This window comes from Hyella patelloides LEGE 07179 (genome assembly GCF_900659865.1).
GTDB classification, from domain to species: domain Bacteria; phylum Cyanobacteriota; class Cyanobacteriia; order Cyanobacteriales; family Xenococcaceae; genus Hyella; species Hyella patelloides.
Genome location: NZ_LR213831.1, coordinates 1 through 12,735 on the forward strand (window position 1 = coordinate 1; position 12,735 = coordinate 12,735).

Below are 12,735 nucleotides of genomic sequence, written 5' to 3' on the forward strand. Positions count from 1 at the left end.
TCAAATATGACGCAGAGGTAAATGGTAGCAATGAAGCAACAATTGTTGATAGCGTTGATGGTGGCTCAGGCGAATTAGAAGATGATATCGAAGGACTAACGATGTATTATCGTGATAATGGCGAAGGTTATTTGCTTGCTTCTAGTCAGGGAAGCGATAGCTACGCTGTTTATGACCGAGAGGGTAATAATGACATTTTAGGTAGTTTTACCATTGACGATGGTAACGGTATTGATGGCACTCAAAATACCGATGGAATCGATATTATTGGTCGTGATTTAGGAGGTCAATTTTCCGAGGGTTTATTAGTAGCGCAAGATGGTGACAACGAGAATGACACTACCAACTTAAAATTTGTCAGTTTGCAAGATCTCGAAAATGGAGTAGACTTCATTCAATTGGGTACTGACGAGTTCGATCCTCGTAATCCTCAACCTATTGACCCCGATCCTGACCCCGATCCCGATCCTACAACCATGCAGGCGACCTTTGAGCAAGGAGTTAATGGATATATAGGTACAGTAGATACCTTTTTACAAGAAGCTTCTCCTAATGCCGACAACTCTAATGCTGATACCCTCAATGTTGATGCTCGTGATGATGGTGGAGAGGTTCAAACTATACTACGTTTTGAATCAATCTTTGGCAATCAACCAGAACAAATTGCTCAGGGGGCAGAAATTATTTCTGCCGAACTAGAATTAGATGTATCCAATCCAGGTAGCAACATCGAATTTCATCGTCTACTGCAAGACTTTGATGATACGGATACTTATAGCAGTTTTGATAATGGTGTCCAAGCTAATGATCTTGAAGCAGTAAGTACTCCTGATGCTGTAACAGGTTCAGTGGCGACGGGGGTGTTATCAGTTGATGTTACGGATAGTCTCCAAACATGGCAAGAGAACCCAGACAGTAATTTTGGGTGGGCTATTTTACCCACTAATAACAACGGTGTTGATTTTGATTCTGCTGAAGGTAATAATCCACCTCGCTTAATCGTTGAATATGCAGTGGATAATTTACCCAATAATCTCACTCAGAGTTCTGAATTAGGGGATATTGCTGACACGAATACTCTTGAAGGCTTTAATAGTTTAGACTCCGACTTAAGTAATTTAGGCAATAGCGAAATTAATGATTTGAACACAGTTTAAGCAGCTAACAGCTTTAAGCTCCAAGCCTATCGCCAGGTTCAACTCCTCCACTTCTTTAAGTGGAATAGGGCGCGCATGGAGGTCAACTCCTCCACTATGCGATTCAAGCTTATAGCTTATAGCTAATGGCAAGCAAGCTGAGTTTAAGCTGATTTATCGGCAAGATTGTACTTGCTAAGGTAGGCAAAAGCATTTGATAAATAGGCTTGTTAACAAAATTAACTGATTTAACTAAGGGGGTTCGGGGGTGGATAAGTCCCACGCCATAAAGCGAGGGCGATTTAAGACTACTTCGTAGTCGCGCCCAAGGCGTTGGCGTTGGGAGACAGCCACCCCTAAGCAAAATTAAAGGCTCGATGAGGCGAAAATTTTGCAATCCATAGCTTTTCTAACAAGTTGACAAATTCTGTTGGAATAAATAATTTTATGGGAAGCAGAACTTACACATATCGCCTTCATCCAGATATCGACTTGGCAAATAAAACTCCCAAAGACAACTGCTAAAAGTGGTTAAAAAACCAATCATTCCTAAACTTGCATCACCATTACTTCTGTTCCTGCTTCAATGCTCGTTTCTCCCATAGGAACAACTGCTAAACCGTTAGTTTGTGCTAAGTTAATTAAATTAGCAGACTGATGGCTACCGCCAGTGATAGAGAATTGATATTCACCATCAATAACTTCTAGTGTTCCCCAGAGATAGGTTTCTCTTTTGCCTCCAGCTTTCAATGGGTTTTGAGTGGTTGCTTTAACAAAAGTAGGTGTTACGTTGTCAGTTATTCCTGAGAGCTTTTTTAAGGCTGGTAAAACAAAACGCCAACAACTAACTAAAGCAGATACGGGATTTCCTGGGATACCGAAATACAAACAGGTATTATCAAAAGTGGCAACGGTAAGAGGTTTTCCTGGTTTAACAGCTACACTCCGAATATGAATATTTCCCCCTAACTCGGCGAGAATACGATCTACATAGTCATAATCTCCAACGGAAACCCCACCAGTAGAAAGCACAATATCAGCTTGATTAACAGCTTGCTCAATAGCATTTTTCAAGGCTTCTGGTTTGTCGGGAATGATGCCATAACAAAGGGGAATACCACCATTTTGCTTGACAAAACTAGCTAAAGCATACTGATTAGAATCAACAATTTGCCCTGGTTGTAATGGGGTATCAGGAGTAACCAATTCATCACCAGTAGAGAGAATAGCAACTTGAGGACGACGATAAACAGTTAGTTCAGTACATTGTGCTGTAGCGAGAACAGCAATATCCGATGCTTGTAATACAATACCCGATCGCAGCATGGGATTTCCTGCTTGATAGTAAGAGCCTTGATATCTGACAAATTGCTTGGCTTCAGGAGAGGCGAAAATTTTTACCCTATTGTCTTCGCGTTGGGTGTTTTCTTGAATGACAATGGTATCTGCGCCTGAAGGTAGCATTGCACCAGTAAAGATACGCGCTGTTTGTCCTGACTCGATGGTTTTTTGCGGAGGATAACCCGCAGGAATCTCTTCTACTATTTCTAAGGTTACAGGATTGTCTGGGGTGCAATCAGCAACATCTTGATAATGTACTGCATAACCATCCATTGCCGAGTTATCCCAATAAGGAAAGTCTACCTCACTTGCGATCGCTTTTGCTAGAATACGTTCTGTAGCATCTTCTAAACTTACAATTTCCGCATCCTGCTGCGAATTCAGAGGTTGAACTAGATCGAGAATAATGGTTTCTGCTTCTTTGGCTGGTAACATTTTAATGACTGCTGTAGGTGCAAAGCATTGCCTTGCCCCTACCACTGACTCCTATACTTCTGAGTTTTTACTGATGTGATCCCCATTTTACCTGTGCCAGACTCGTGTTACAAAGTTTAACCCAGTCTGCTAAATGGTTGATAATCTAAAAAAAGAAGTCCCAACTGACGACAAGTCAGCCAAATTGGACAGTATACAACGAGAAGTTATTGAATTGTTAGGAAATATTAGCACCCTCATCGAAAATACCAAGGTGAGTCTTGTTGATGGTAATGCTAACCCAAAATACAATCAATTTCAGCAACAATTTTCTAACGTAAGTGACAATATTGCCGATTTGCAGTTAAGAATGGCAATTATCGCCCCCATGAAAGCAGGAAAATCAACCATTATTAATGCTATTGCTGGTCAAGAATTATTGCCCAGTTGTGCCACTGCAATGACAACTATACCTACAGAAATTGTCTTCAGTGCTAACTTGACTGAACCCGTACTTTATTTACAAGCTGAAACAATTGAAGTTTTTCAGCGTATTTATCAACAAATTAATCAAAAAATTGCCAGTTCAGGAATCGAATCTTTACAACAATCATTAGCTCGTTATCCTCATTTAATTTATTTACTAACTGAAATCAAAGATTCTCCTGATGTACCTTTTAAGAAAGAAACTCAAGGTCAAACAGCAATTCAAGAAACTCTAAATCTTTTAAATCAGATTATTCGTCTTTATAGCGTAGTTGAACCTTTAGCTGAGCCTTTAGCAGAATTAACTACAATCCCTCAAATTTCTACTCCCTTTTTAGGATTAGCTGGAGTAGAACAGGTTAAAAATTTTGGAGAATTAGTAATTGTAGATACACCTGGGCCTAATGAAGCAGGAGTAAATTCACAGCTAACTGGTGTAGTTGAAGAGCAATTACGTCGTAGTTCTATTATTTTGCTGGTGCTAGATTACACTCAACTAAATAATGAAGCAGCAGAATCAATTAAAGAGCAAGTTAAGCCTGTTTTAGATTTAATTGGTCAAGATAATCTTTATGTCATAGTTAATAAAATAGATCAAAGGCGTAGAGGGGATATTACCAGCGAACAAGTCAAAGATTTTGTAATTGCCGATTTAAATTTAGAATCAAAAAATATCGAGCAACGAATATTTGAAGTTTCTGCTATTAGAGCCTTTGCAGCAACTCAATTTTTATTAGAAATTAAACAAAAACCTCAAGCCCAACTTTTAGAACTTAACTCTTTAGAAACCTTAGCTCAAGAAGTTTTTGGTATTGATTGGGACGAAGAAATAGAAGATATTAACCTGAAAATTTTAACTAAAAAAGCGCGTAAACTGTGGAAAAAATCTGGTTTTGCTCCCTTTTTAGAACAAGCGATCACAAAATTATTAGAAAGTGCTGCGCCTCGTTCTTTAATAGCTGCTTTGAATCTTAGTCGTCATCGTCTTTTAGAGCTACGAGATGATATTAATCTTCGAGGAAAAGCAATGACTGAAAGTAAAGCTAAATTAAAACAAGAAATTCAGTCTTTAGAATCAGATTTAGCTTACTTAGAAACCTGTCGTAATCATCTTAAGCAAGTAGAATATATTAAAGCTAAATTAAAAAATAATTTAGAGCAAATTATTACCGATCTTAAACAGCAAGCTAAAGTTAATCTTGAAAATTATTTTGCAGAACAAGAATACGAAAAAGGAGACTTAATCAAAAAAGCCGATATTAAAACTAGAGAATTATTACTAACCAATATTGGTGATTTTAATTTGTTACCACAATTTTTATCTAAAAATATTAAATCTAATTTAGAACCAAAAACTACAGGAATAATTAATTTTTCTACAGGAAAAGAAGCCGAAAAATTTAATCAAGAAGCATTATTATGCGCCAAACAAAGATTAGAAAAATTATTGCTATTAACAAGACAAAAGATTGAAACAGAAATAATAACCACTAATAAGGATTTAAAAGAATTTTTAGAAAAAGAGACTCAACCTGTAATTGAACGCGCTCAGATAAGATTAAAGAAATCCTTTGCCATTAATTTAGAACTACCATCACCCACAATTACCCCTGAAGAAGAGCTACCATCGGAAGAGCATTTAATTAAAAAGAAAACTCGCTTAGTAGAGAGTGGTTATGAAGAATGTGTTGTTAAAAAAAGAGCCTGGTATTATTGGTTTGGAATAGTTCCTTTTTACAGCCAAGAGCTACAGCAAAAACCTTATAAAAGAGAAAATTACTATAGCATCTCAGTTTATGAATTGGTTAAGCAAATTAATTTCTCTAACGATAAACTCATTGAAGAGATCAAACAAAAGCTACTCAACTATTTAGAAGAAGATATCCAGCAACAAGTAGATTCTTTCTTTACTAACCTAGATGATTATTTGGGTAGTTATCTCAAAAATATTAAACAAGCACAAAAAACTAGAGAATTATCGTTAGAACAACGCACTAAAGTGGTTAAAATTTTATATTGTTTAGTGCCAGAAACCACATCCTATATTGAAAAAACCAACAACTATTTACAGATCGCAGAACAGCTTATATCAGTGAACAGTAAGCAGTTATAGCAGTCAAAGCAAAGATTAGGAAATAAGAAAATATTGAAGATCGTACATCATTACTTTACTTTGCTAAAAAGGAAATCCAGTGAAATCTTCAAAATCTTCTATTAAAGAATCTATGATTTTTTACCATGTTTTCCGATCGTAAGATTGCTCTAATTTACCTGCATTCCAAGGCTTTTGTTCTAGTTCAATATTCATTATTCATTAAAATTTTTTAACAAAAGATACTTTATTGGGTACTCCTGCTGTGCCTGCATTATCTGTTGATCGGATGAATGATGAAAGATAATCTCCTTGTTTACATAGTTTGATTAAATCTTCCTGCCAAATCCTTTCTTTTTCTTTGTATTCTTCTTTATTAACTACAGGTTGCGAAAGGTGTGAATTTTCACTTTCTAAGAAAAATTCTAAAATCAGCTTCAAAAACTCCACAACTGATAAATTTCTGGAGAAAGCTTCTGTTTCGATTTGTTGGTTCACTTCTGTTGGAACTTTAAGAGCTACTACTTCTTTCTCGGATTCTGTTGAAGGATTGACAACATTACTAATAGTTTTGGCAGTTATTCTATCTGGAGGAAGAGTCGTAATGATATTGCGCCAGGTGAGACTTAAATCTTCTCCTGCTAGTTGAGCTTGAGTTACAGCTTGAGAGATATTAGTCGGTAAAATTTCAAACCCAGCATACATTAGTTCCAATACTACTCGTGCAGCGCGAATGGTATCGTTGATTTGCCAGCGTTGTTTTTTTAGTTGGAATTTACAAAAAGAAGCAAATGTACCGTCGCCGTAGTTTTGATAAAGTTTGAGAAATTTAATTTTAGCCAGTAGCAAACCGTTACGAACGAATCCCAGTTGGTTGTAGGCAAACTCAAAGGTGAGATACTCTAAGTTAAAGTCTCCTTCTATTTGGCTTTCTAAGTCTCTGGCGTATTGGTCTAGTTCTTTGATTTTGGGGCGATCGCTGAGAAGGTTATTATCTTGATATACAGCGTTGAAGGGGTCGAGCAAATATTTTTTAGTCATGATAATACCACCCATTTTTTGAGGTGGTTGTAAAGGTTTATGCGGAAAATAATTCGTTAAATCTGACGGTAATACCAGCTAAGTAGCCTTTTCTATATTTAGGGCTATTATATTGATTCTACGATGTGGAATGCTTGTTGAGTATAGCTTTTTGATTTTAACCTACACAAAGTAAGAAGAAAAACGCTCTTTTTTAGATTTTCTTAATTTTTCTCATCCCGCATAAGAATCATAGATATGCTGATAAACTTCATCACACTTCAGTTCATACATTTCATCAGAATAAGACTGAGGTAATCTATCCAACATATCCTTAATTGCTACTTCAACACTAGCTCTGGTTTGCTGGCGTTTCTTCCAGTCAATTACTAACTTTTCTCGACTGCTCAAGAAAAAACTGATAAATTAATATCAGATAAAAAACCTTTAGTCAGTGAATCTATTCATAATATTAAAATAGAATCTCTGGAGAAAAGAATATCTAGATTGGAAATAATGATAGGAACTCTTATTGGTTTGCTGATAGGATTTTTCGTTATATCTTGGTTAAAGATTTAGCTTTCATTCTCAGTATTAAATTAAGATTTCTACTCAGTGTTTAAGCTGTTGAAATTCCCAATACTAGGGTCAAACATCACCTTACAAGTACCAGTAGCACCATTGCGATTTTTACCAACGATAATCTCCATAATGCCTTTATCATCAGTATCTGACTTGTAATATTCATCTCGATAAAGCAGTAAACCTAAATCCATATCTTGCTCGATATCTCCTGAATCTTTGATATCAGCCATAGAAGGACGTTTATTACTCTGTCCTTCTACTCCACGATTAATTTGAGCCAAGACGACAAAGGGAGCATTAAAGGTTTTGGCAATATCCTTACAAGCTCCCGAATATTTGCCGATTGTTTGCGCTCGGTTTCCCGCAGCCCTATCTCCTAGCTTTTGAATGTAATCTAGTACAACTAAGCCTAATTCTCCCCTTTCTGACTGAATTCGACGCAGTACAGAGCGCATTCTCGTCGGGGTTAATTCGCTGGCAGGAGTATCATCAATGATGATTGGTAGTTCTGCTAAATTACCCAAACCTTCAACCAAAGAATCGTACTCATCTTCATAGATTTGATTGTGCATCAATCGCTGTGAATCAATACCTGTGTGCATCGAGAGGAATCTTTTCGTTAACTGCTCCTGGCTCATCTCAGCAGAGAAGAAGACTACTGGCTTATTTTCATTCTTGGCAATGTAGTCAGCTAGATAACAGGCAAACCAAGATTTACCCATGCTTGGACGACCAGCCACTACAATTAAATCTTGTTTGATTAATCCACCAATAAGAGAATCTAAATCAGTTAAACCAGTGGGGTAAGCAGGAGACGAACCCTGTTCTATCTTATTAAAAACACTAGCCAAACAGTCACTAATTAGTTTAGGTTGAAACTTATCCTGTTTATTAGTGGTGAGGTTAAATATCTTCTCTTCAGAAGTATCAAAAATAGTTTCTATCTCTGTAGTAGTGTCATAGCCTAACTCAACTATTTCATGACCTACTCGAACTAATTGACGACGCTGATATTTATTGAGAATAATTAAAGCATAACGGTCAATGTTTACTGCTGATACAGTACGATTAACTAATTGACCTAACTTGGTTGTCCCTCCTACTTCATCTAGTAATTTATGGTCAGCAAGCCAAGTCGAAACTGCCATTAAATCAGTAGGTTTATCTTTCTGATATAACTCTAATGCTGTTTGATATATTCGCTGATGAGCTTGAAGACAAAAGGCTTCTACTGGTAGCATATCTGCGACGATGCTAATAGCTTGAGGGTCTAATAAGATTCCCCCTAATATGGCTTCTTCTGCTTCAATGTTGCCTAAAAATGTATCGTTATCAGTCATTCTTCTTATTAAAAATATTGCTTAGTTTCTTGAGTTTGTCGGGGTCAACTAATTTCTTGGGAGATTTATTTTTAGCTGTGATAATTTTCTCTTGAGGTTTAATACTTACTTGGGTTTTACTCTCAGTATTAGGTTCAGCTTCATCACAAATCATTGATAGCAAACAAGCCTCTTGGCTTTTAACATCATGATTATCCCGATATTGCTTAAATGCTTCGATAGATAATTTGACTTTTTCTAGATCTCTATTAGCTATTTCTGCTTTTAACTTTTTACTAACTTTGATACCGAGAGCTTTAATAGAATCAATTACTGATTCTTCTGTCTCATTGTTAGTTACCGTTGGAGTAGAAGAAGCTTTTTTTTCTTTAATTGGTGTGGTAATAGAAACTACTTTACTAGAGGGATTGGGACTGGTTAATTCTCTTAATTGAGTTCGCAGTCTTTCGTTTTCATCTCTGATTTCATAGATTTCAGCTACATGACCTCTGAGAATTTCATTTTGATGTTTTAGTTCTTTAATTTCAGCTTCTAGTTTACGAATTTTATCTTTGGCTACTTGATGTAAGGTTTTGAGACTATGAGGTCGATGTTTACTATCTTCTTCTAGGGAGTTAAGAGTTGTTTCTTTCTTTTGTTGAAGTTCGTGAATGTAAGCTTTAATCTCATCCCACTTGTAGAGATAAGAAATAGAACAACCAGCAACAGTAGCGATATTTTTGAAAGTAAGAGGCTTTTTTTGCTTCTGAATTTCAGCAATAGCTTTTAATACCTGTTCCTTCTTCTGTTCTTTCCTCTTGGCTTGAGTGCGACGGAGAACTTCAGCCTGTTTCTCTCTATCAACCATTAGCTAATCTCCTCAACTCAGGTAGCCATTTATCCATAGCTGTCATTGTTGCTTTAGCTTCTTCTTGTGCTAATTCTGCACCTACTTTTTCCGCTTCAGTTAATCTTTGTTGTTCCCCTTGATACTGACGTTCATAGAGAGGTAATTTGCCTGTACTGGGACGAAAACTGGAACAGCCATAACATTTAGGAAAAAGGTTAACAGGACATGGAGTTTTAGGATTTAAAGCGCAGTGACCGTAAACTACTAACCGAGGTGCTATCTCTAAATCTAATTCGTGAGCTTTAGGATTTTTAAGTAAGCTTTCTGGTAGAGATTGCCAGGGTAGAAACTTATTGTCGGGATTTAGTAGTAGCTTCTGAAAAGGTAAATCTACTTCTGCTATTTGTTCTCTAGTAGGTGGTGCGTAATTTTGAAAGGTAGTAGTGCTACTTTTATGGTCTGCATATAATTGTGCAGCTTCCATTCCATATTTAGTCCGAACCTCTTGTAAACGACTAGAGCGAGTTATTTTTCCTGTAAAATGTGGTTTTTGTCCGTTAGAGTCTAGGATATTTTCTTTCTCTATAAGCATCCGAATGATACGAACCATTGGATTCCTATCAGCAGCTGAGATAGGAGGCTGAGGTAAAGATCTAATATTTGGGAAAGTTGGATATGATGCTTGCTTGATTGTACGAAAATGGCAAAATAAATAAGAATAATCTTCATCAAATACTTTTCCAATCCACTGTTGTTGTTCTTCTATTACTTTTCTGATCTTTCGACTGACAAATATTTTATGCCATCGCTGAGTTTTATGTTGAAAAAACTTGACGTACCACTTGCCATTTTCTTCGACCAAACAATCAAAATGTAATTGACAAACATCCCCTGGTCTTGCAGCAATATAAACTTGAACTATATAATGACGAGCAATAGGGGCAGGTATTTTATCGAGATACTGCTTGATACCTTCACGAGCTACTTCATCTAACCAATCAGCATCATTTTTATTTGTTTTCAAGAAATCACGATTACGAATTAAACATAGTGTTTCTAAGTTTAGCCATTCCAAAAAATCTCTTAGTATAGCTAATTTACCGTTAATAGTAGGATTTTTGTTATTTTGGCAATTATCTAAAAATTGAAAGACTATATTTCGATTGAACTCAAATTTGTTTTTTAAGGCAAATGCAGAAATTGATTCTCCAAGCTGTCTTAAAGTTGTAGTTACTGTTACTAATTTTGAAGTACGAGAAAATAGTTTTGTCTCTAATAGATAATACAAATATTTTTTTACTTCTTGTCGATACCAATATGGATTGATGGATTGAAAGTTAAGTGTTTCGTTTCGAGAGTTTTCATAAAAATGTCGTAAACACCAGGTATCTTCATCAAAGCAAAATGGACGTAATTTATTTTCTATTTGATTACTCATCCAGCTTTGCGATTCTCTTGAATTAGGATTAAACTTAATTTGACAAAAAAGACATTTGCACCTGTCATTAGCTACTTTGTAGATCCATCCTTTTTGACCATCATTTCCAATCTCATTACAAAGAGAATTAGGACATTCTAAGTTAGGGAGGTAATTACAGATATAAATTGGAACAGGACAAGTGAGATTCGTGTATTTATTACAATAATTGCATTGTAAGTTTAATTTAGAAACTGAAGTTTCACAATAATGATATTTTGTCAACTTACCCTGATTGCAGCAAGGACAATTATATTCTTGATGATATTCACGATTCCAATTTATTTTAAGAATACCTTTTAAAGTTTGATGATTTGAAACTGGCAAATATTTTTTTAGCAACTGTTGGCTCAAACCAGTAGTTTTTTTACAAGTTTTACAACGAATTTGTATTTTACAAATAGCACTTTTTTGATAATAAAAATTTGAAATTTTTTCGGTTTGGCAATATGGACATTTAAATTCATTATTGTATTCTTTTTCCCAATCCACCTCTAATTGTCCTTGTAAGGTAGGATGAATTGAAATAGGATAATGTTTGCGTTTACGATTACTCATTATTGTTTTATTCTCGTAAATTTTCTAGTTTTTTTAATCCTTGTAATCTGGTCTTTAATAATACTAATAAGCGTTTTATTTCTGTTATTCTTCGCTCTTGCCCTACTGTTTCTGCTTCTCTTAAATCTTGCTGCAAACGCTGAATGTCTGTTTTTAATTTTGGTTTATCTTCTAATGTCACTCGATGATGGTCGCAACTTATACAAGCGTAGCGATACTGGCAATCTCCTAACATTGTAGGACGATGACATTCACCCAATGGTGTACTTACTTTAAGCAGTTCAGCTAGTTTTTCATATCTACGTTTTCTTGGTTTAAAGCTAGTTACACGACCATACATATCGACATAGCCTTTGGCATTAACTTCTTTCTCTAACCTTTCCAAAGAACGCTTGCGATAGTGCGGTAACATATCTAACGAACCATGTCCTAGTACCGCAGCGATATATTCATCTTCTGCTTCGCAATAAGCCATAATACTAGCTTTGGTTCTACGTAATTTATGGCTAGTAAGATGAAATTTGTTACCTTGTTTATCCTTTAAACTCGTTTTTTCACTAAATTCACGTAACCAAGCAGAAATTGAACCATAAGAAAGTAATTCTGGTAAATAAATTGGCTCTTTTTCAAATCTTTTACTTTTCTTCGTACCATCATTTATATTAGAAGTTTTACAAAACAATTTATCAAAATCAGAATTAGAACCAAATTGTTTATCTAAAAATTTTTGCTGTTCTTTTACTAATTCAGCCACAGCAGGATGAATCTGAGAAAATCGCCAATGCTTACGCTTTTCTAGCCATCTGAGTAAAAACCATTGTTTGCCTTCTTTTTTAAGACATTGACGAGGCATTCTCAACATTTCCCCGATACGAACTCCCAAGGCAAGCTGTAGCCTAAACAATCGCTCTAATGGTTGTGGAAATAGGTCAAAGTTTTCATAAACTTGATGTAATACTTCTTCTGGAACTACCTCTACCTTGGGTGTTTCTTGTTTATATTTAAGAGGTGTGTAAGATAGCATAAGCCATTGCTCTTCCCTCCATAGCCTTGTAACATAAGCTATGGTCGATAGTCTATGACTTCTAACTCCCTTACTACCAGTAGTGACAAATTTTTGTAAAATTGATTCATCTAATAACTCTGGCTGAAAATATCCTTCGGTAACTAAAAATTCATTCAATTGTTTTAAATAGCAAACTTTATGCACAACCGTGTCTAAACTAAATTTGCTTTTGACCATAGCCAAAACTGTTGATTTAGTTAACAACTTTAACCAAGGTAATGAAAAATGTTTGAAAATAATATTACGTTTTGATTTGATTTTTAATTCTTCTGCTGCATAACCCAATTCTTCAAGTGACCAAATATCTCTATCTAATAAAGGGTTGTTAATCCATTCTTGACCTAATTCCGATTGCCTAATTTTTTCTTGTAACGCTTCAATGGGTAACATT

Annotated in this window: 9 protein-coding genes; 2 read left to right on the plus strand and 7 right to left on the minus strand. The window is 35.6% G+C overall.

From position 1 onward, the window contains the following. On the plus strand, positions 1-1,157 hold a 1,157-nt coding region (locus H1P_RS12345; protein WP_144867476.1), incomplete at its 5' end, for a phytase. A gap of 528 nt (positions 1,158-1,685) precedes the next feature. On the opposite strand, the gene H1P_RS12350 is transcribed toward H1P_RS12345, so the two are convergent. Next, the gene (locus H1P_RS12350; protein ID WP_144867478.1) at positions 1,686-2,912 is read right to left on the minus strand and encodes a molybdopterin molybdotransferase MoeA; all 1,227 of its coding nucleotides are present in this window, start codon (positions 2,910-2,912) and stop codon (positions 1,686-1,688) included. A gap of 133 nt (positions 2,913-3,045) precedes the next feature. Here H1P_RS12350 and H1P_RS12355 point away from each other — a divergent pair, with 133 nt between their 5' ends. Beyond that, positions 3,046-5,490, plus strand: a complete 2,445-nt coding sequence (locus H1P_RS12355; protein WP_144867480.1) for a dynamin family protein — start codon at positions 3,046-3,048, stop codon at positions 5,488-5,490. A gap of 201 nt (positions 5,491-5,691) precedes the next feature. Here H1P_RS12355 and H1P_RS12360 read toward each other — a convergent pair whose 3' ends face one another. The 6 genes from H1P_RS12360 to H1P_RS12385 form a co-directional block, all read right to left on the minus strand. Beyond that, positions 5,692-6,510, minus strand: a complete 819-nt coding sequence (locus H1P_RS12360; RefSeq protein ID WP_144867482.1) for a hypothetical protein — start codon at positions 6,508-6,510, stop codon at positions 5,692-5,694. 213 nt (positions 6,511-6,723) lie between these two features. Next, complete coding sequence (locus tag H1P_RS12365) at positions 6,724-6,900, minus strand: hypothetical protein (protein ID WP_222427036.1); 177 nt, start codon at positions 6,898-6,900, stop codon at positions 6,724-6,726. Positions 6,901-7,097: 197 nt separating this feature from the next. After that, positions 7,098-8,414 (minus strand): replicative DNA helicase, encoded by a 1,317-nt coding sequence (gene dnaB, locus H1P_RS12370; protein ID WP_144867484.1) that lies wholly within the window; start codon positions 8,412-8,414, stop codon positions 7,098-7,100. After that, positions 8,407-9,261 (minus strand): DUF6262 family protein, encoded by an 855-nt coding sequence (locus tag H1P_RS12375; protein WP_144867486.1) that lies wholly within the window; start codon positions 9,259-9,261, stop codon positions 8,407-8,409. Before H1P_RS12375 ends, dnaB begins: the two co-directional genes overlap by 8 nt. Further along, entirely contained in the window at positions 9,254-11,278 is a 2,025-nt protein-coding gene (locus H1P_RS12380) for a tyrosine-type recombinase/integrase (protein WP_144867488.1), read from the minus strand. Before H1P_RS12380 ends, H1P_RS12375 begins: the two co-directional genes overlap by 8 nt. A gap of 7 nt (positions 11,279-11,285) precedes the next feature. Continuing rightward, entirely contained in the window at positions 11,286-12,734 is a 1,449-nt protein-coding gene (locus H1P_RS12385; protein WP_144867490.1) for a tyrosine-type recombinase/integrase, read from the minus strand. Position 12,735: the final 1 nt, after the last annotated feature.

Excerpts from the sequence above, each read along its gene's own strand:
- H1P_RS12350 (WP_144867478.1), bottom strand. The coding sequence starts at position 2,912 with ATGTTACCAGCCAAAGAAGCAGAAACCATTATTCTCGATCTAGTTCAA.
- H1P_RS12355 (WP_144867480.1), top strand. The coding sequence starts at position 3,046 with ATGGTTGATAATCTAAAAAAAGAAGTCCCAACTGACGACAAGTCAGCC.
- H1P_RS12360 (WP_144867482.1), bottom strand. The coding sequence starts at position 6,510 with ATGACTAAAAAATATTTGCTCGACCCCTTCAACGCTGTATATCAAGAT.
- dnaB (WP_144867484.1), bottom strand. The coding sequence starts at position 8,414 with ATGACTGATAACGATACATTTTTAGGCAACATTGAAGCAGAAGAAGCC.
- H1P_RS12375 (WP_144867486.1), bottom strand. The coding sequence starts at position 9,261 with ATGGTTGATAGAGAGAAACAGGCTGAAGTTCTCCGTCGCACTCAAGCC.
- H1P_RS12380 (WP_144867488.1), bottom strand. The coding sequence starts at position 11,278 with ATGAGTAATCGTAAACGCAAACATTATCCTATTTCAATTCATCCTACC.
- H1P_RS12385 (WP_144867490.1), bottom strand. The coding sequence starts at position 12,734 with ATGTTACCCATTGAAGCGTTACAAGAAAAAATTAGGCAATCGGAATTA.